Source organism: Streptomyces sp. a15 (assembly GCF_059026085.1).
Genome location: NZ_JBWLKM010000128.1, coordinates 1 through 18,391 on the forward strand (window position 1 = coordinate 1; position 18,391 = coordinate 18,391).

At 67.4% G+C, this 18,391-nt stretch carries 16 protein-coding genes and 1 pseudogene; 7 read left to right on the forward strand and 10 right to left on the reverse strand.

Translation table 11 applies throughout. The features are described 5' to 3' along the window. Positions 1-662: 662 nt before the first annotated feature. Positions 663-1,016, reverse strand: coding sequence for a response regulator (locus AC5P09_RS48365; protein ID WP_266436114.1), 354 nt, complete (start codon positions 1,014-1,016; stop codon positions 663-665). A 559-nt stretch (positions 1,017-1,575) separates the two neighbouring features. Between AC5P09_RS48365 and AC5P09_RS48370 the strand changes: the two genes are divergently transcribed. Then, complete coding sequence (locus AC5P09_RS48370) at positions 1,576-1,986, forward strand: DUF5994 family protein (RefSeq protein WP_493880045.1); 411 nt, start codon at positions 1,576-1,578, stop codon at positions 1,984-1,986. On the opposite strand, the gene AC5P09_RS48375 is transcribed toward AC5P09_RS48370, so the two are convergent. The 3 genes from AC5P09_RS48375 to AC5P09_RS48385 all read right to left on the reverse strand — a co-directional run bounded on the left by AC5P09_RS48375 (position 1,987) and on the right by AC5P09_RS48385 (position 4,434). Next, positions 1,987-2,553: a DUF5994 family protein gene (locus AC5P09_RS48375; protein WP_493880046.1), complete on the reverse strand. Its 567-nt coding sequence runs from the start codon at positions 2,551-2,553 to the stop codon at positions 1,987-1,989. Between the two features lie 108 nt (positions 2,554-2,661). Continuing rightward, entirely contained in the window at positions 2,662-2,856 is a 195-nt protein-coding gene (locus AC5P09_RS48380) for a hypothetical protein (protein WP_493880047.1), read from the reverse strand. Between the two features lie 339 nt (positions 2,857-3,195). After that, positions 3,196-4,434: a hypothetical protein gene (locus AC5P09_RS48385; protein WP_493880048.1), complete on the reverse strand. Its 1,239-nt coding sequence runs from the start codon at positions 4,432-4,434 to the stop codon at positions 3,196-3,198. A 237-nt stretch (positions 4,435-4,671) separates the two neighbouring features. Here AC5P09_RS48385 and AC5P09_RS48390 point away from each other — a divergent pair, with 237 nt between their 5' ends. Next, a complete protein-coding gene (locus AC5P09_RS48390) occupies positions 4,672-5,820 on the forward strand; it encodes a hypothetical protein (RefSeq protein ID WP_493880049.1) in 1,149 nt (382 codons plus the stop codon). A 270-nt stretch (positions 5,821-6,090) separates the two neighbouring features. On the opposite strand, the gene AC5P09_RS48395 is transcribed toward AC5P09_RS48390, so the two are convergent. Further along, positions 6,091-6,489 carry a hypothetical protein gene (locus AC5P09_RS48395; RefSeq protein ID WP_493880050.1) on the reverse strand — a complete coding sequence of 133 codons (399 nt, stop codon included), beginning with the start codon at positions 6,487-6,489 and terminating at the stop codon, positions 6,091-6,093. A 93-nt stretch (positions 6,490-6,582) separates the two neighbouring features. On the opposite strand from AC5P09_RS48395, the gene AC5P09_RS48400 reads away from it, so the two are divergent. Beyond that, the gene (locus tag AC5P09_RS48400; RefSeq protein ID WP_493880051.1) at positions 6,583-7,659 is read left to right on the forward strand and encodes an AbeC-like domain-containing protein; all 1,077 of its coding nucleotides are present in this window, start codon (positions 6,583-6,585) and stop codon (positions 7,657-7,659) included. A 235-nt stretch (positions 7,660-7,894) separates the two neighbouring features. On the opposite strand, the gene AC5P09_RS48405 is transcribed toward AC5P09_RS48400, so the two are convergent. The 4 genes from AC5P09_RS48405 to AC5P09_RS48420 all read right to left on the reverse strand — a co-directional run bounded on the left by AC5P09_RS48405 (position 7,895) and on the right by AC5P09_RS48420 (position 12,443). Then, positions 7,895-8,320 carry a PIN domain-containing protein gene (locus AC5P09_RS48405; protein ID WP_493880052.1) on the reverse strand — a complete coding sequence of 142 codons (426 nt, stop codon included), beginning with the start codon at positions 8,318-8,320 and terminating at the stop codon, positions 7,895-7,897. Beyond that, the gene (locus tag AC5P09_RS48410) at positions 8,317-8,595 is read right to left on the reverse strand and encodes a ribbon-helix-helix domain-containing protein (protein ID WP_493880053.1); all 279 of its coding nucleotides are present in this window, start codon (positions 8,593-8,595) and stop codon (positions 8,317-8,319) included. The genes AC5P09_RS48405 and AC5P09_RS48410 overlap by 4 nt, the downstream gene beginning before the upstream one ends. 64 nt (positions 8,596-8,659) lie before the next feature. After that, on the reverse strand, positions 8,660-9,553 hold the full coding sequence (locus AC5P09_RS48415) for a phosphorothioated DNA-binding restriction endonuclease (RefSeq protein WP_493880059.1): 894 nt from the start codon (positions 9,551-9,553) through the stop codon (positions 8,660-8,662). Between the two features lie 217 nt (positions 9,554-9,770). Then, a complete protein-coding gene (locus tag AC5P09_RS48420) occupies positions 9,771-12,443 on the reverse strand; it encodes an ATP/GTP-binding protein (RefSeq protein ID WP_493880054.1) in 2,673 nt (890 codons plus the stop codon). A 261-nt stretch (positions 12,444-12,704) separates the two neighbouring features. Between AC5P09_RS48420 and AC5P09_RS48425 the strand changes: the two genes are divergently transcribed. Together AC5P09_RS48425 and AC5P09_RS48430 are read left to right on the forward strand one after the other, a co-directional pair. After that, positions 12,705-15,416 carry an AAA family ATPase gene (locus AC5P09_RS48425; protein ID WP_493880055.1) on the forward strand — a complete coding sequence of 904 codons (2,712 nt, stop codon included), beginning with the start codon at positions 12,705-12,707 and terminating at the stop codon, positions 15,414-15,416. Positions 15,417-15,471: 55 nt separating this feature from the next. Further along, positions 15,472-15,841 (forward strand): annotated as a pseudogene (locus tag AC5P09_RS48430) (6-pyruvoyl trahydropterin synthase family protein). Between the two features lie 131 nt (positions 15,842-15,972). Here AC5P09_RS48430 and AC5P09_RS48435 read toward each other — a convergent pair. Further along, positions 15,973-16,224, reverse strand: a complete 252-nt coding sequence (locus AC5P09_RS48435) for a hypothetical protein (RefSeq protein WP_493880056.1) — start codon at positions 16,222-16,224, stop codon at positions 15,973-15,975. 674 nt (positions 16,225-16,898) lie between these two features. Between AC5P09_RS48435 and AC5P09_RS48440 the strand changes: the two genes are divergently transcribed. Continuing rightward, a complete protein-coding gene (locus AC5P09_RS48440; protein WP_493880057.1) occupies positions 16,899-17,681 on the forward strand; it encodes a hypothetical protein in 783 nt (260 codons plus the stop codon). A 28-nt stretch (positions 17,682-17,709) separates the two neighbouring features. Beyond that, positions 17,710-18,315, forward strand: a complete 606-nt coding sequence (locus tag AC5P09_RS48445) for a ribonuclease D (protein ID WP_493880058.1) — start codon at positions 17,710-17,712, stop codon at positions 18,313-18,315. Positions 18,316-18,391 lie beyond the last annotated feature (76 nt).

An 18,391-nucleotide genomic window follows, 5' to 3' on the forward strand; every position in this document is an offset into this window, starting at 1 on the left:
GCGGGCGCCGATCTGCGGCGTTGTCGTCGGTTGCCGATTCCCCCACTCTCGACTTCGCTCGAGCGGGGGGACCCCCACCGCATCGACGCCCTCCTCCGCCTTGCAGCCCGACGCACCATGCCCCGCTCACCGGCGTCGATCAGGCACCGTCGATTTCCTGGACCTGATCCGCCGGACAGGCCCTAGACGGCGGACGGGCGGGGCTTTGCGCCCGCCTCAGTACCCGCCGAACCACCCCGGCTCGTGGCGGTCCAGCCAGGCCGGCAGGGCGGCCGGGGACCCCGCGAAGGGCACCGTGCCCGACAACGCCGGGGCACGCGACCAGACAGACCGGCGTGCCCCGCCACCCCTCCGGCACCAATTCGGCGCGCGTGTCCATCGCCACGATCGCGGCCCGAACCGGCCGGCCCGCTCCTCGACGGCGTACAGGCCGTCGCCGTGCCCGGCCACTCCCACGGCGACGACGGTCCGCCCGGTGTCCGGACCCGCCTCGGCGAGACAGGCGCGAATGGCCTGGTGGGCCGTCCGCCACACGTCGGCACAGCACGGCCTTGGTCACGGTGTGCCCGGAGCCCGATCGCTTCGCGCGGCAGGCCGCCGTGCCCGGATCACCATCTGACCTGCCCGGACGTCCGGACGGTCACGTACGGTCACGGACGGTCTTAGAGGCGCAGCAGCCGCTGGGTGAGCTCCCGGTACTGCCGCAGCGCCAGACGGAGCTCGGTCGACTCCCCCTCAGCCTCCGGGTCCCGGTCCTGCCAGTTCTCGCGAAGGACCCGCCGCAGTTCGGCGAGGGAGTTCACGAGCTGGGCGGTGGCTTCGTCGAACGCGCCCTCGGCCTGCTCCAGCGCCTCACGCGGGGTGTCGGCGAAGGCGTTGACGGCATGCCCGAGGCGCGTGGCGATCTGCTCCCGCTCGTCCGCCGGGACCAGCGGCTCCGGCCCCGTGGCGCGGCGTCCGGCGACGCCCCGGGGCTGGTCCGCGGGCTGCTGGGCGCGTGTCTGGTCGTACATCATGTGTGCCGCTTTCCTGTGTGTGGTGCGGTGCCGGGTGTTCCGGAGCGGCATGGCTCTGCGCCGTGCCGCCAGTCAACGTCCGGCGTCGGCCCGTGTCAACGCGGTTCCCTGCGCGGAGGCTGTTATTACACGGTGCGGGAGTACGGTGAACAAGGCGAGGACTCTTCGTACGAGCCCACCGCCCGTTTCTCCACCGCACAGCACCCTTCTTACAGGGGCAGCCCGTGACCCCGGCCGCGCCATCCGCATCCAGGCCGAGGAGCTCCGCATGGCGCCCCGTTCTCCCTCGCCCACGACGGTGATTCCGTCCTACGACGGAACGTTCCCCGTCACGGTGACAGCGGCGATCGTCGTACGCCACCACACGCCGACCGCACGAGCGCCCGCCACGGCGTGGACGGCGGTCGGCTGGAACCGTCGGCCGCGGTCACACGCCTCCTCGAACGCCTCGACCGGGTGCACGACGTGCGCCGGCCGACCCCGGACCGGATCGCCGCCGGTCGCGCCTGACCAGGCCCTCCCACTTCAGCACGGCAGTCGAACGTCACCAGGAGCCTCCATGACCACCGCACTGCAGCCCCCGATCCCCTCCCACCCCGTGCTCCGCCTGCGCCTGGTACCCCACGGCGTCCTGCCCCGGCCCATCGACGGGGCGTGGTGGCCCCGCTCCTACGACCTGCTCGCCGAACTCCCGCGGCTGCTCGCCGGGTTGCCGCGGGCGTGGGGCCACATCACCAGCGTCACGGTCAACGGGGCGAAGTGGTCGGCGGCGCCTGGCCGGATGCTCGTCTCCAACCAGGTCGTGGGACTGCACAGGACCGTGACGGCGTCCGCCCCGCACACCGTCGTCCTCCTCGCGCCGGGGCGGGGGCGCTGGGATCTGCTGGTCATACCTCCGGATACGACCGCGGAGGCGGCCGAAGCGCTGATGGCGGCGGCGGCAGCAGCAGCGGTGGGCCACCAAATCTGATCACATCACCATGATCAGCCGAGGCGGCCGGCCGGTGGCCCCGTACGCCTCGTAGGCCCCGTAGGCGCCGTATGCCTCGTACGTCTCGTCCCTCGGGCAGGTCTCGTCGGCCGGTTCCGCAGCCATGAGCGCGCTCGCGGTCATCGCCGGGTCGGTGGTCCCGCTCGCGGCGGCCATCAGCCGGGCGGCCGCGGCGGCGCCGGTCTCCGGGGGGATCACCAGGAGGTCCCAGCGGCCCGCGGTGTAGGACAGCAGCAGGATCTTGTGCGGATCCAGCTCCGAGGTGAACCAACCGACCTTCACCCCATGGCCGTTGACGAAGACCTTGGGCGGGATGATCGGCCAGTACCTCGGGTTGACGGCGATCCGCGTGATCCGTCCCCAGAGCGGATCCAGCACGTCCGCCAGAGTGGAGAGTTCGCTCGTCAGGTCACGTGAACGAGGCCACCAGGCGCCGTCCAGCTCGGCAGGCACTCCGGAAGGGCTCACGGCTTTGAGCGCGAGACGCGCGGTCGGCTCCCTGAAGGGCACGGACCGCAGCGGGGGACGGGGGGTGGTCGCGGACATCGCGCGAACCTGTCTCCGGGCCCTTGCGGGTGGGCAGTTGCCCGGCGCCGTTGCTCACCGGGAACGACACCGGCATCGGGGCCGGTGCGCGAAATACTCCCGATGGGTTCACGCTACTCCCCGAACAGGCGGAAGGAACCGCTCCAGGACGCTCAGCCGCCCTGCTCCCCGCGCGGTGTCGTAGTCGTCCGAGACGATCCGTACGGCGAGGTCCGACAGACGCAGATGACGGGCGGCGCGCGCGTACGGCCGGAACGCGGCGAAGGCGTCGTTGACGGGGGTGTTTCGGCGCTCCGCCGGCACACTCTTGGCCTGTTCAGAACAGGGCGCGGCTGGTACTGGAGTTCCTCGAACTGCGCGCTCAGCTCGGGATGACACCACACCGGCCGTGCCGTCCGCCGGTCACCGATGAGCAGCGACAGCGCGGCTCCCTCGACCCGCAGCGCCCGCGCACACGCCTGCCTCGGATCGCCGCCCCGCCCAGCCGCAGCGACGGCAGCACGTCGGCCATGCCATCGCTGATCACCGTTCTCCGTCCCGCGGCAGCCGGGGCGACGCTTCGGGACGAGCCGCCACCCCGTGTACCGGGGAACCGCTCCAGCACACCCCCGGCCCGGAACACGAGCCCCGCACGGAGAAAAGCTACCCCTTCTTCGGAAGGTTTGATTCCGATTCGCTGGGCGGGCGTCCGACATCCGAAAGAGTCACACGGGCCCGTTCGTCGACAAACCGCGTCACCAGATGCTGGGCAGCACCGAATATCACGGCCCAGGCGATGATTTGCGCACTGGAGTCCAAATCGCTCAATCCGGGGATGAACGCACCCCGTATGAGCAGCACTCCCACAAACGCTGTCAGAGCCCCGGTGGGAAATTTCAACAAGGCAGCCGAGAGAGGCAGCATGTAGGGAGAGCTCGTTCCTTGGATCGAGCGCAGCGACGCGATGACCGTCAGAGCGGCCCCAGCCAGCCCTGCCGCCTCGATGACAAGCACGTCGACTCTCTGCGCGTAGTCACTTGCGACATTTCCGTCCTTCAGGTGAACCTCCCCGGAAGGGCACGCGGCGAATTTCTTCCCCTCGGGCAGGAAGCACATGTTGAGCGAGTCGGGGCAGAACCACCCCCAAACGGCGAGCCCACCGGCACCCAGCAGCACGAAGAAGGTCGCAATCCGCAATATCCCACTGAGGCTGCGCACTCGACTGTATTCAGCATCCAGCGCGTCATACGCCGTATCCAGGGCATCCATCAAGAGGACGCGGTCTCCTGGCTGAACCCCTCGTTCCCCTATGCGCTCCGCGACCTCCTTGACCTTCACTCGAAGTGGGTCGTCCTTGTCGAGATGTTGTTCGGTCTTCCTCAGGACGTCAATACTTCGGCCCATCAGATCTTCGTCCGAGCACAGAGAGAGCAGCATGACATCGGCTGCACGCACATTGGCCCAGGTCCGCTCAAGAGCAGCCGCTCCCGAGAAGAGACGGCGCCGGTGATAGGTACCACGGGCTGCCTCTTCCAGATGCTGCCTGATCCCGTCCAGTGTCTTCTCACGCTGGCATTCATCGGCGGAGTCCCTCCCCGCTCGACATGCCTCAATGCCCGCTTGTTCTCTCAGAAAGAGAATCCGAGCGCCGGCGCGCTCACGCCAGGCAGTTCTGTGCTCTCTGAACAGCTCCTTGCCCCGCTCACGGAGACGTTCCGCCCGCCCCCGCCCCCGCTGCCCCGCCCCATCACCGTCACCGTCACCGTCATCGTGATGCGACCGACCCGGCGTCGGCAGACGCGGAAGCATGCGCGAAGCAACCCACAAAAGAATAAGAAGGACCGCTTTCCCTCTGGGTCTTCTCGCGTCTTCTCCGACGTTGAAAGCTTTCCCAGTGGTCATCCCGCCCACATCCCGCTCTCCAGCGAAGACACCGGCCCTTCTCAACGTAGAGCGGATCACCGGGAGCCGCACGCCGGAAAACTTGAACGCTGCACCAGCGTTGCCGCCTCGCAACGCCCACCGGCGGGGGCGGGGCGGGGCGCTCGTGCTGTCAACGCAGGTCGCACCGGCCAAGTCCGCTGAGCGGACGTGGTCATTCCGTCGCGCGAGGCGCATCTTCCTGCCAGGCTCGGACCCGTGACGTACGTAGTGACCGTGGACACCAGCATCCCGGAGGACACTCCGGAGATGGACCCGCTTCAGCGCGCCGGCGCCGTGGCACTCATCGAGGACGGATTCGACTCCGTCAGGGCCGTCGAGGGCCCCGACGGAGTGCAAGTAGATCTGCTCGACACCATCGTGTCCGTCCATCCCGGCGGCGCCCTTCTGAAGGTCATCGTGGACGCACCGGCACTGGAGTTCGCCGAGGACTCGGTGCAGGCACTCGTGGACGAACTACTGGAACGCACCGAGCTGTTGGCCGACTGGACGATCGAGCGGTGCGAGGTCGAGCTGCACCAGGACCTGGCCAAGAAGAGCCTCGACGCGGCGGAAGGCCCTCACGCCCCGCCCGCGGACCCGGCCGCCCGCAAGGCCCGCCACACCGAGAGCCCAACAACCGAAGACAGCACTGGCCGGGCCTACGACGCCGAACCGACCAAAGCCGCCACTGTGCGAAGCCAGATGCTGGGGCTGGCGGACGAACTGCGCTCGTTCCCTCTGACCATGTTCGGCGTACTCAAGGACGAGGACGCCGAGCGGGAAGCCGACAACGACGAATCCACCGTCCCACCGGCAAGCGCCAGACTCGCCGCCGGCGCCCTGGTCTACGCGACCGACCTCCTGGTGGACGAACTCTTCGAAGACGTACAGGTCCTGACACAGGAAGAAGCAACCGTCGCGGAATGCGAGGGCCCCTTGTGGCACCTGGAACGCCTCCCCGACCGCTACGCGCTCCAGTACGACGCCCACTTCGCCCGCCGCTTCCTGGTAACCGTGATCGCCCTGACCACCCGCTTCACCGACGGAAGCTTCCAACGCCTCAGCTGCGTCGCGGAAGAACTCGCCCTCAGATTCCTCCTGAGCCAGGCGACCACGGCCCTGGAACTCCACGAACTCCTGGACGACGACGTCTCGACCGCCCTCGACGCCTTCACCGACAACGTCTACGACGACATGGACCACGAGTGGCTCTACGACGACTCGACAGACGAAACCGACGAACCCCCCACAGGCACCGCCCTCGGAGTCGCACCCGCGCCCTTCAGCTCATGGTTCACCCCATTCCACGACGGCAGATACATCCACCCGTCAGCAGCGGACGAACCCGAGGCGGCGGCACAGTGACGCCCTCCGCTCAGTAAGACCCGGGACGCCTGTGGTCCGCCCACTGCCACAAGTGGACGTGGCGGGCGCGAAACGCCACGGCTCCCCGGCGCTCTCCAGAAACCACTCAGGGGCCTGATCCACCAAGTGGATCAGGCCCCTGACCTGGTACTTCACTGTCGGGGTGGCGGGATTTGAACCCACGACCTCTTCGTCCCGAATGAGCCCACGTACTTGGCGAGGCGCTCGGGGTTCATGTCCACGAGGCTGAGACTGATCGGCATGGTGCTGTCATCGTCCCGGCGGAGGCGTCGGCCACGCGGTCCCCTCGACTGCCGCGTCGAGGAGGTCGCCGAGCCGATGCCGGGCGCCCGGGCCGGCGTGCGACATGGGGCTCGCCGCGAACCGCTGCCACGCCGCGTCACTGTCTCCGAGCGCCTCGGTGACGTAGGCGGCGACTTCGGGATGAGTGGTGTCGTAGCGCGGGCCGCGGGCCTTCAGCGCTGACCAGGCAGGCAGCAGCCGGAGCAGCTCCGGAGGGCACTCGGGCCGGGCCAGCATGATCTCGGCCCAGCTTCCACGAAGGTCGGGTCCGCCGCCCAGGCGCCTACGCAGGTGCAGCGTGAGACCGAGCAGTATCTGCTGCGGGGCGGAGTGGCGGGCCAGTACGTCGTCGAAGGTGTGCTGCATGGGCCGCCGCTGCCTGTTCCGTCGTACGGATTCGACCTCGTCCCCGTAGTGGCGCACAGTCTGCGCGCACGGCGGCGTCGGTGGGTTCGGCGCATGGCAGTGCTGTTCCTGGTGGTCCTTGCGGCGTACGCGGTACCCCGGGCAGCCGTCGTCTGGGGAGTGGCCGTGCTGGTGGCTCTCTTGATGCGGTGGACCGCGTACCGGGCGTTACACAAGGGCAAGACGTCGCGGCTGGCCGGGTCGCCCCGGACGGCGTATCTCGTGTTGTGGGTCCCGTGGGTGCTCGCGGTCGTTCCGTACGAGCCGGTCGGTGGCGAGGTCGTCGCCCTGCGGATCGGGCTTGTCCTGTTGCCGTTCGCACTGCTGGCCGGAACCGCGCTGGTGTGCATCGGTGATCGGCTCGCGGCGCGGGCGGCGCTGGCCCGGTTCGTTCGGGAGGGCGTGTCGTCCGATCGGCTGCCCTGGGCCGCCGCCAGGGGTGGGCACCGGATGACGCACATAGGCAACGAACAGGCGAGGCGGGAGCTGCCGTACGACGAGCCCGAGTACTTCGTGGGAGCCGGGCGCCATGTGTGGGGATCCGCCGACATCGACATCCCCTTGAAGCCGAAGGATCCAGAGGAGTCGGTCAAGTCGTTCGGGGAGGCGGAGCTGTTGCGGCGGATGGGTGCGGCGCTGCGGGAGCTGGGACGGGGGGCCCGGGAGATCACCGATCCGCTGCCCGGCTTTTCCGTCACGCAGGTGCTCGGTCTGCCGTCGGCGCTGTGGCTGCGCCGCACCCGCGTGGCGGAGCTGGAGCTGCCGGACCTGCGCGGCCGGGGGCGCCGGTCGCCGTCCAGCGTGCCGGACCGGCTGTATCTGCGGGCGCAGTGTGTCAGTTGGGACGGTCAGATTGTGGTCAGCGTGTTCGTGCACGCTGCGCTGGAGGCGGGCGAACTACGGCTGACTGTGCGCCCGCACGTGATGACGCCCCTGTACAACGAACTGCGGGTGACCGACGCGCCCGTCGCCAAGCGGGGGACACGGCTGATCGGCTGGGTCGTGACACAGGCGCTCCTGGACGCCGCTACGGGCCCCCTCGCGCTGTGGCGCTTCGTGGCACGGCCTGGGCTCGGCGAACTGACACGAGCGCGCGACCTCCTCTGGCTGGGCAGCGCCCGTTCGAGCTGAACGGACGTCCCTGGTGGTCTCGCAGTGGTTTGAGGGGGCCCCTGCCGATCGCATTATCGATCATCTGGAATCGATGTGGCATCAGCCTGTCGCGAGAGCACGGGCCTTGATGTCAGAGCAGTCGACCGGGCGCGTGGGCCGCTTCGCCCGTGCTCCCACGAGACTCACCGTCGGCAATGCATCATTAGCATTCTGGACTGCGAGGGAGCTGGGTACTGGAGGGATGCAGGTCGGGTCACACCTTCTTGACGACGATCGTGTCGGGGACCAGCTTCTCCAGGTCGTCGACGTCCGAAGTGAAGACGGTGACCTGTCCCTTCTGCTGATGCGCGATGACGGCGAGCACTGCGTCGATCGCGTACTTGTGGCCGTGCAACTTGGCGTCGGCCAGGAGTCGGCGTGCCTGGCGGGCCTCGTCCTTCCCGATGTCGGCGACCTGGAGCCGGGACAGTACCCAGTCCCAGCGCTGTTCGGTCGTCCTGCCGTCATACGCCTCGACCAGGGTCATCGGGGACGTCACGACTTCGGCCTCACCGCGTGCCGCGAGGTCGAGCCAGGCGATCATCTTCCGGTCGCCGCGCACGGCCAGGGAGAGGGCTTCACAATCCAGGACGAAGACGCGGAGTGGCCTCTGCCCGTGCTCACCGGCTCGCTTCTTCACGCAGCCTCTCCGGCGTTGTGCTTTCCGGAGGCGCGGCGCCGCTCGTGTTCGGCGTCGAGTTCCTCCAACTCGTCGAGCGCTGCCGCATGCTCGTCCTCAGTGACGGGGCCGTGCTCCTCCTGTAGCCAGTTGGCCAGTTCCCGGAGCCGGTCCCGGTCGCGCTTGAAGCGCAGAGCCTCGGCGACGTACGCCGACAGACCCCGCTCTGCCGCGTCCGCGCGGATCTCGTCCAGGAGATCCTCGGGAATCGTCACGGTTACCTTCTTTGTCGCCATACAAGCGACCATACTCCTGGTATCGCACTCCTTACCAGTGGGTCACGTGATCGACTCTCGGCGATCAGGCGGCCGAGGCGGGGCGGGGGCTGCCGTGGAAGACCTGGCTGGTGTGCCAGGAGCGGTGGATCGCCGCAATCGGGTGGGCGCCCGGTTGAGGTCCGATGAGCCGGCGGCTGGCGAGCGCTATGACATGCTCGCGGGCGGCAGGACTGTGCCCGACGAAGCGCTGCGAGACCAGGATGCGGTGCTCGTCGCCGATGCCGAGGACGCCCTTGTCGAAGAGCTTGTGGTGCAGCGAGCACAGGCACAGTCCGTTTTCGACGTCGTCCGGCCCGTCGAACGCCCACCAGCGCACGTGCGCGGCCTCCAGTCCAACCGGCACCGTGCCGATCCTGCCGTCGTAGCCGCAGAAGGCGCACTGGTACTCGTAGGCCGTCAGGACCAGCTCCCGCATCCGTGGGTCCCGCCGCCTCCCCACGACCGAAAGCCGTTCGGTCTGAGTCGGCTCCGGCTCCAGGCCGACGGCTTCGCACAGTTCGCCGTGGAGCGAGGGCGGGAAGTGCAGGTCGAGGAGGGCCCGTGCCATCCGGCCGAGCAGCGACGGCTCTCGCCGCAGCGCCGCCCGTAGCTCCGGCGCCAGCCGCCCCGCGGCCCCGACGGCCCGCAGCTCCCGCACGCCGCTGCCGGGGCTGCCCGGTCCGTGGTCGGTGCGCACTTCCCACACGCCGTCGCTCACCAGATGGTGGAACGGGTAGGCGGGCGTCGTCCTGTTGGGCGGTCCGTACTCGGTCAGCAGGCGCTGCAGATCCTCCTCCACCGCGCTGTACCGCAGTTCACCATCGGCATCCTGCTGGAACCGGCCGAGCGCGTACAGGAACAACAGTGGCTTGTGCGGAGCGCGGGTCCCGCTCCTGCTCCACTGCCTCAGCTTCGCGGTGCGCTCCAGCCAGTCCATGACCGGCGATCGTAGTCGCGCCTCGTCGAACAGCGATCTGCGCATGTGTGGAAGGGGCGAGGGCGTGGGTGTGGTCGTGGGGGACATCCTGAGTAATGGCCAGCCATGAGCCGTGGTCCTAAGGTCCCTTGAGACGGAGCTTCCTGCTGTCAATCGCCGTCGCCCTGCGGCATCGGCCTTGGGCCGTCAGCGCCGTGCCGACGTTGCCCGATGCGACCTATCGAGCCGTGGTGAGGTGATTGCGACGTGCGGTAACCAGGTGGCGCCATCGTTCGCGGGTCTGTCGTTCTCCGTCGATCCACCGTGCTCGCGCGGTGTGCTCGGGGAGCGGAAGGTCGGCCATGAAGTGCGCGATGTCGACGTAGTAGGCGTAGTCGCCGCTCTGCGTGAGTTCACGCAGGCGGGTGATCGCGGTGGTGAGGTCGCCCTGGGCGTCGAGAACGGCGTGGTGGAAGCACAGGGCCAGTTGCAGTTTCGCGGCGGCGTAGGAAATGCCGGAGACACCGATTTCGGCGAGCAGTACGGCCGCCCGGTCGGGCACGTCTGCGGCGAACCCGGCATCGCGCACGAGCACGGCAGTGCGAGCGGTCATCTCGCTGGAGCGCAGGCTGAGGTGGGACAGCAGCCGGTCCGCCAGGTCGAGTTCGTCAGCGGCCCGAAGCGGGTCGGCGAAGGAGACAGCGAAGGCGAGATGCGCCTGCACCATGGCGGTCTCGCCGACCACGCCGTGCTCCTCGGCTTCGCTCCGGGCTGCCAGGTACGCGGCCACCGACCGCTCCATGTCACCCTGCACCCACCACACGTCTCCCAGTACCCGATGCTGCCGCCCCTCCCAGCCCAGCCGCCCTGCGGCTTCGACCGCCGTCGGGAAGTCTCCGGACAATCGGCTCAGGTGCGCCAAGCCGCGCCGAGCGGCGGAGGCGAGCCGACCGCCGGCGGAAGCAACGCGCTGCATGCCACGGCGTGAATCCTCGGTCAGCCCGAGGTCTCGCTGGGCCTTCGTCAGGTAATACGTGGCCAGTTCGACCAGCTCATCGGGGAGCAGCCCCGACGCCAGGACGACCGAGAGCCGCCTGGCCGTACGCTCACGGTGCTCGTGCTGGCGGCGGGCGATGGCGCTGAGCGTCTCCACCAGGGCATCCGCGGCAGTCTGCAGGCCGCCTGACGACGTGTCGTCGGCGGCAGGGAGTGCCAGCGGTTCCCAGATGGAATCTCCCACGTACTGGAATGCGGCATCAGCAAGCCAGCCGAGATCGAGACGGAAGCCCCGTGCGATGAGTAGCCCTTGCTGCAGGCAGCCGACCAGGACCGTGCGGTCGCGTCGGAGGTCCTGGCGCCACTGTGATTCCAGGGCGCGCAAGGCACGCTGGGCCGTGCGCTGCCAGTCCTGCTCCGACCACCGGTCGTCACTGCTGTCGTCCGCGTTGCGAATGGCGGCGCGGATCAGGTCGTGGACATGGAAGGGCCACACGCCGGAGGACGACTCCCGGATGAAAGGGCGCTCGGTCAGTCGTAGTGCGGGCGCGTCGTGGTCCATGCCGGCGGCCTGGGTGGCCAGGGGCACGGAGAACGCGTTGAGCAGGCTGACGGAGCGCAGCACGTGGCGTTCCTCAGCGGTCAGGTCGCTGAGGGTGCGGGCGATCAGAGCGGGGAAGTCGTGGTCGAAGTCGGTGACCTGCGGCTGTCTGTTACCACGCCGAAGTTCGAGGTAGCGCATGACCGACAGGTCCAGGTACAGGGGCAGGCCGTGGGAGCGCTCGGTGATGATCCGGCGGACCGGTTCGGTGATCAGCGGTTGCCCGTCGCGGCTTAGCCTACGGACCAGGTAGTCCTCGCAGTCTTCGGGAGAGAAGTCGCCGATCAAGATCTGACGGCCGGATACACCTGAGCCGGTCGGCGCCGTATCGGGGACGAGGCCGGGCCAGGCGTTCGGTCCGGTCCAGTCGAGTTGCCCCTCCAGGGTCGTCTCCGCCCACTGAAGGCGATTGCGTCCTGTGACGACGAAGAACGCGTTGGGCATCAGCCACACGATGCGCTGGAGCAGACGCTCGAGGTCGCGGTGGGTGCGGTCGCCGGTGTCCTCGAAGGTGTCCAGCAGGATCACAGGCAGTACGCTCTTGTCGGCCGGGAGCTGGGCCAAGTCCCAGGCGAGAAGGTGCGGGTAGAAGCTGAGGGCTTCCAGATCCGGCTCGGCCTCCAGGAGATCGGCCAGGCGCGAGCAGCCAGCAAGGGCGCGCACGGACTGGCGCCGCTCGCGTAACGCCTTGATGAGCGCTCCGGCCCCGTGCCCGAGCGCACTCCCGACGGTGCCGGGCAGGAGCAGGGCCTGGGCGACGTCGCTGAGGGCGGACTGCATCTGCTGGGGCAGAGCCGCAGCGGCGCTGAAGCGGCTCAGCAGCCCGCCCCGGCGCAGATAGTCCTCGATCGGTTCGCCCGGGTGGTTGTGCTCCCAGTAACGGCGCAGGGCGAGGTCGAAGGCGGGCATCGGCCGGCCGAGCGCGGCCAAGGCAAGGCGGATGGTGAGGATGACACGCTCGAAGTCCATACCCGCGGCGCGCGCGAGGTCGATGCGGACCGGCAGTGTCCGCTCCTCGGGGTGGGACGGCGACTCCCATTGCACCGGACGGTGCTCGCTGCGGGCGAGCGACGCCTCGATCTTGCGGGACAGAGTGGACTTGCCGATCCCGCCCACGCCGTGGAAGACGAGGATGTTGCGGCGGGGAGCTTCCAGGTCTTCCACATCGAAGTCCATACGGGTCACGTGCCGTATGTGCTCCGCGAGGGAGGCCGTCACCGCCTGCCACTGCGCCTGTCGGTTCGTGAACGCCTCACTGGCGGCGATGCTCCGGTCGTTCGAGCTGAACAGCGTTCGAAGATCCCGCCCTGTCACTGTCCCCCCTGACGATCAACTGAAGCCAATCTATGCTCCCTTGAGGACAGCGTGGCAAGCCCGCATTCAGGCAGGTCTGCAGGTCGCATCCGACATACCGAAGTTGAGCGCGGGAACGCCACACTCCACGATGCTGGCCGAAAACAGTGTCTGTGGTTGGCCACCTCAGCAGCCCACACGGTCGAGCCGACTGGGAGACGCGTTTCACGTGATCTACCGTGGGCGGCAAGTAACGCTGTGGGTACGGAAGTTCCGTGACGGATGACCGAGACGGGGGCTGTGGTGCGGACCGGGTTTGTCGACCGCGTGGAGCACATGGACGAGCTGCGCTCGCTGCTGGCGGACGTGACCGAAGGGCGCGGTGGCCGGGCGATCGTGGTCGACAGCGTCTCGGGTATGGGGAAGTCTGCACTACTGCAGGCGTTTGAGTCGGAGACCGCCGCCTCTCACGGGCCGGGCCTCCGTCGTGTCGTATCCGTGCGGTGTCAGCCGTCGATCGGGACGGCTCTGCACTACGGAACGATTGTCGAACTGCTCCTTCAGCTGGCCCGGGATCAGGAGGTCAAGCAGCCCGGCGTCTTCCGTCGGCTCCTGAGCTTCACCGGTCAGGGCGTTGTCCGCTCTGCTCCTGAGGTGCTGTCCGCGATCGTGCCCGGCCTGGGCGCCCTGTTCACCCTGGGCAAGGAAGTGGCGGAGGCGTCCCTCGCTTCTGGATCGATGCCGTTCGACAGCCTGCTGCCTTTCCAGCAGGGAGCAGCCGCACAGATCGTGGACGCTCTGCTGGATCTCGTTCGGCAGGGTCCGCCCACCGTCGTGCTCATCGACGACATTCAATACGGCGATCCCAGCAGCTTGCTGGTCCTCGACCGGTTGCTGCGGCGGCTGCCCGGCGAGCCGCTCGGCCTGGTACTCAGCCACACCACGGACGGGGCCTACGTCGATGGCCCGGAATCCATGGTCGAGGATCTGCTGCACGACTGGGCGAAGGACGGACTCCTGCGGCGGCGGGTGCTGGGCGGCCTGCCGCACGACGCGGTCGCCGAGTTGGTGCGCTCCCGGCGCCCGGACGCCCCGCCGACATTGTCGGAGCAGCTGAGTCGGTTGACCGCCGGCCACGCCGTCTTCGTCACCCTCTGCCTGGAGGAGTGGCGTCCGGACGCCGGCCCCACGGTCGAACTGCCCAGCAGTCTCTCGCGGGTGGTGGAAGAACGACTCCGGCTGCTCACTGAGCTGGATCGCGAACTGCTCATGATCGGGGCGACCCAGGGCGAGACGTTCCTGTCCCGCACGGTTGCCGAGGTCAAGGGAGCACCCCACGACGAGGTGATGGAGCGGCTGCGGCTCATCGCCGCCCAGCACCGGCTCATCCTGCCCATACAGCCTCCCGGGTGGGCGCGACTGGACGCATCCGACTGTTATCGGTTCGAGCACAGTGCTCTGTGGGGCGTGGTGTACGACCAGCAGACCCCTCAGCAGATGCGGTCCCGGCACGCCCGTATCGCGGTGGCGCTCACGACCGGCCCACTGGACGGGATGCCACTGGAACGTCGGCTGGAGATCGCCCGCCATCTCCGCAACGGCGGAACCGAGTGCCTGCTCGCCTCGGCCGAGGTGCACTACGGGCTGGCCCGGGACGCCGCGATGGAGGGGTTGTCCTTCGCCGAGGCGGAGCGGCACTGCGAAGAAGTGATCAAGGCGGTCCGGGACCTGCCGCAGCAGGAGGAGAGCCGGGACCAGTGGCTCGTCCAGGCCGTGGAACTGCTGCTGTCCCTGACGGAGGTGCGCTGGCGCGGCCAGCACCAGCCGGCCGGCGGGCCGGACATCGACGCCCTGGCCGCCGAGGCTGAAGCCGCGGCGAGGCGCTGTTGCAGCCCCGAGTTGGCGATCCGTACGACGCTCCTGCGTGGCAAGACCCTGCTTGCTACCCAGGGTCTGGTGCCGTCCCTGGACAAGCTTCGCGCGGCCGTGGAACTGGCCGAGCAGCACGGCGATCCGGTCCCGCTCTTCGTCGCCCGCGTCGAATACGGGCGGCAGGTGTCCAAGCGACGGCTGGCCGACGGTCTGGCCCAGCTGCGGGAGGCCGAGCGCATGTACGCCTCCGACCCACGACTCGGCGGCACCAGTGATCCGGTGCTCCAGCACGCTCGCAACCTGGGAGAGATGCAACTCGGCATCACCCTCTACGACAGCGGACACCTCAGCGAGGCCCAGGCCCGGCTGAGCCGCTGCGTTCAGCGTCTGCGCGACGAGCCGCTGAGGGCAGAACTGCCCATAGCGCTCAACTACCTGGCACAGGTGCATATGGGCCTCGGTGCGTACGAGGATGCCGAGGAGGTCTTGGGCGAAGCTCTCGCCTTCGAAGCCGACCGCGGGGGCGACAGCGGCTGGCACGCCTACAACAAGGCGTTGCTTGCACATCTCCTCATCCAGCGGCCGGCGAAGCGCGGCCGAGCCCTGGAACTGATCGCCGACGCGTGGGCGGAGACGGAACGGACCTGGCTGGCCAACCTCGTCCCCATCGTCCGCAATCTGTACGCCGAGATCCTGCTTCTCGCCGCTGACGAACCCGGAGAACTCCTGGATCAGGCGGACCGCCTGGCTGTGGCCACCTGTGTCGAGACCCAGCGCAGCGGCATGATCCGTAGCGAGATCGCCGCGCACTCCCTGCGCAGCCGCATCCTGCTCCAGAACGGCGACACGGTCGGAGCCCAGGAGCAGGCCCGACAGGCCGTTCGCATCCTGGACGAGGTCGGGGACATGCCCGCTCTTCGTACCGAGGAGGTTCTGTACCACTCCGCTGTGGTGCTGGCCGCCGGGGGCGTGCGGGAGGAGGCATCCGTACTCCTCCAGCGGGCCCGGCGAGAGGTCGACCGCAAGGCGGAGCAGGTCACCGACGACTTGTCGCGCGACCGGTTCCTCACGCGTGTCCCCCTCAATAACGCCATCCTCCACGGCGAGGGGGTCGACCAGTGACCAGGCCGGACGACCGACGAGGGGTTCTGACAGCTGGTGGCAGACTGGAGCCGTCATGCTGACGATCACCAAGGAGTTCCACTTCTCGGCCAGTCACGTCCTCGACCGGCTGCCGAGCTGGCACCCCTGCGCCCGCATGCATGGCCACAACTACGTCGTCGTGCTGGAACTGTCCGCCCGCCGCGAGGACCTCACCGAGGCAGGCTTCGTCCGTGACTACCGCGAGCTCGACACCTTCAAGAAATGGATGGACGACACCCTCGACCACCGTCACCTGAATGAGGCGATGGGGGGGGATCTCTCCGTCGGCCGAGAATCTGGCTGCATGGATCTTCGACCTCTGGATCGAGCGTTTCCCCGAGTTGACCGCAGTCAAGGTCTCTGAGACGCCCAAGACGTGGGCTGAATACCGGCCGTCGCGGTGAATGGCGACGGCCAGCCCCTGCGACTGACTCGTCCGCCTCTGCATCCAGCTGGTTCGAGGAACGCAGGGGCAGACAGGTCATGCATCCGGCGTGGTGTCGGAACGACGGCTATGGCCCGCTGGCTTCCCACGTCACGCCGGTGCGGCGCGACCGGCGTCCGTGGGTTCGACAAGGTCGGGGTGACTTCCGTCGGCGGGCGTGACGACGTGGACGAGGCCCTTCGCCCACAGCGAAGCAGAGACGCCGTACCAGTGACCGGGGTGGTTCTCGTCCATTCCGGGTTCGGCGGGGTTGAGGACCGGGAAGTGGTCGGACATCGCTACCGGCTTGGGAGACTGGGCGTTCAGCTGCAGCAAGTCGCGTTCATCGCTGCTCAAGGCCATGTGCCCAGGCTATAGCGGGGCTTCGACAGGTCAGCAGCCTGGGGTGGTGCAGCGTAAGGACGCGGATCGGCGGGACCGCGAGACGCGGGAATAGCGCGCATGTGGGCCCGGTCGTACCTCTCTCTTGCGACCTTCCGGGGGCACCGTTGGCGAACGCACAGAGCTTGCGGGCTGCCTTCGCTACGGAGCAGCTGTCAGAGGCGCAATCACCTGGGAGACCTCCGACCAAGATCTTCTCCCAGATTCCTCCCAAACGATCTCCGGAAACCCGTCAGGGGCCTGATCCACTCACTGGATCAGGCCCCTGACCTGTTACTTCACTGTCGGGGTGGCGGGATTGAACCCACGACCTCTTCGTCCCGAACGCGATCAGGCCGCCTGTCACGTCGCTCGATGGGCACCGGCCTGCGTCTCGGCCTCCACTGCCGTCCATTAGCGTCCAGAAGCGTCTTGTTGCCGCTGCCTCGTTTGGCCCCCCGTTTGGCCCCCGACGCCTGCCCCAAGGAGGGGCATCAGCGCGGTCCGGTCGCTGCCGAGCCGTGGGCCATGGATCGGTGCAACCACGTAAGCCGCTCCACCACACGCCGATACAGTCTGCTCCGCACCATGGGGGCGGCTTGCCCTCGTTGTCAGTGGCAGCAGATAGCGTCTGTTGAGATGAGAGAGGGCGATGGATGGCGACTCCCAACGTGTACCGCTTGGTTACAAACCTGAAGTACTGGCTCGTGGCCGGCGTGACCGTACTTGCAGGTGGGGCACTCCTGTGGGTGTCGGGCGTTGCATGGTTCGACAAGCATGAGTCGCTGGGAACCCTCGCCAATCAGATTGGGGGCCTGCTGATTGCTTCGGTTGCTCTCGCGACAATCTGGGATCTGGTCGGTCGGCGCTCGTTCTTCGAAGAGATGCTGGAAGTAGTCAAGCTGAAGCACGACATCTACGTGTCGGGCCTTGAGTCCATCAGTACTGACTACACCAAGGTCGCTGATTGGGACGCCTCTTTGGGCTCGGCGAAGCAGGTTGACGTCTTCGCTGCGTGGGCTACGACTTGGCGGAACACGCATCACGTGCGCCTTCAGCAACTCGCATCTCAGAATGATGCAAAGATCAGAGTGTGCCTCCCTGACCCCAATGACAACGCATGCGTCAAGCTACTCTCCACCCGCTTCAACATGACGCAGCCTGAGGTTCGTAGCAAGCTTAACGAGGCGATAGACGGGTATAAACAGCTTGATGGGAACAATCGCACCGGCCGAGTGGAGGTTTATACAACTCCTGTCTTCAGGGCTTTCACTGCTTATCGCGTAGACAAGCAATTTATCGTCACCCTCTACCATCACAAAGACAGTCGTAGTGGTTCCGTCCCGGCGTTCACCTGTCGTCAGGGCGGATCTCTTTATGAATTCTTCAAGGATGACTTGGAGGGCGTCCTCAATGTCAGTACCAAAGTCTACCCGTGACGCTCCTGCTGTGGGGCCCGTTCGCGTGATGGCGCACGACCTGTCCCTTGATGTCTACCACCGTCTTGCAGAAAGCGGACGTGTGGCATGGGACATTGAGACGAACGGTCTGGAGCCAACCGAGGCAATGATTGGGACATGCCAGCTCCATTCGCCTCAGGTCGGAACATTCATCGTCACCGGAGTGGCTGGCAGGATTCCGCCTCTACTTGCACGCCTCCTTTCGGATGTACGAGTAGAGAAAGTGTTCCATCATGCTCCGTTCGATCTCTCATTCATGGCGCATGCATGGGGTGTCGAACCGCGTAACGTGGCCTGCACTAAGATCGCGGCCAAGATTCTCTGCCCTGGGCAAGCGGCAGAGAAGTATTCGCTGAAGTATCTGATGGCACGCCATTTTGGCCTTGCCTTGGACAAGAAGGTCCGATTCACGGACTGGCTGACGGACTCGCTAAGCGAGGAGCAACTTCAGTATGCGGTTGGAGACGTGATTCGTCTCTTGGATCTGTATGATCTCCTCAACAGAAAGTTGGAGGAGAAGGGCCTAGCGGAACTGTACAGCGACTGCAAGGAGTTCTTGTCCACGCATGTTCGCTTGCGCCTCCATGGTTGCGCCGATCCGTTCAGTTACTAACTAGTGTCTCGTGATCCTGATTGCGTTACTTCGAGTTGTTATTGACGAGTTTCTTCACGCTGGCCTGGACGAGTCG

Excerpts from the sequence above, each read along its gene's own strand:
- AC5P09_RS48410 (WP_493880053.1), bottom strand. The coding sequence starts at position 8,595 with ATGGCGACAAAGAAGGTAACCGTGACGATTCCCGAGGATCTCCTGGAC.
- AC5P09_RS48425 (WP_493880055.1), top strand. The coding sequence starts at position 12,705 with ATGACCGAGACGGGGGCTGTGGTGCGGACCGGGTTTGTCGACCGCGTG.
- AC5P09_RS48435 (WP_493880056.1), bottom strand. The coding sequence starts at position 16,224 with ATGGCCTTGAGCAGCGATGAACGCGACTTGCTGCAGCTGAACGCCCAG.
- AC5P09_RS48365 (WP_266436114.1), bottom strand. The coding sequence starts at position 1,016 with ATGATGTACGACCAGACACGCGCCCAGCAGCCCGCGGACCAGCCCCGG.
- AC5P09_RS48375 (WP_493880046.1), bottom strand. The coding sequence starts at position 2,553 with ATGTCCGCGACCACCCCCCGTCCCCCGCTGCGGTCCGTGCCCTTCAGG.
- AC5P09_RS48385 (WP_493880048.1), bottom strand. The coding sequence starts at position 4,434 with ATGACCACTGGGAAAGCTTTCAACGTCGGAGAAGACGCGAGAAGACCC.
- AC5P09_RS48400 (WP_493880051.1), top strand. The coding sequence starts at position 6,583 with ATGGCAGTGCTGTTCCTGGTGGTCCTTGCGGCGTACGCGGTACCCCGG.
- AC5P09_RS48395 (WP_493880050.1), bottom strand. The coding sequence starts at position 6,489 with ATGCAGCACACCTTCGACGACGTACTGGCCCGCCACTCCGCCCCGCAG.
- AC5P09_RS48370 (WP_493880045.1), top strand. The coding sequence starts at position 1,576 with ATGACCACCGCACTGCAGCCCCCGATCCCCTCCCACCCCGTGCTCCGC.
- AC5P09_RS48440 (WP_493880057.1), top strand. The coding sequence starts at position 16,899 with ATGGCGACTCCCAACGTGTACCGCTTGGTTACAAACCTGAAGTACTGG.
- AC5P09_RS48445 (WP_493880058.1), top strand. The coding sequence starts at position 17,710 with ATGGCGCACGACCTGTCCCTTGATGTCTACCACCGTCTTGCAGAAAGC.
- AC5P09_RS48415 (WP_493880059.1), bottom strand. The coding sequence starts at position 9,553 with ATGGACTGGCTGGAGCGCACCGCGAAGCTGAGGCAGTGGAGCAGGAGC.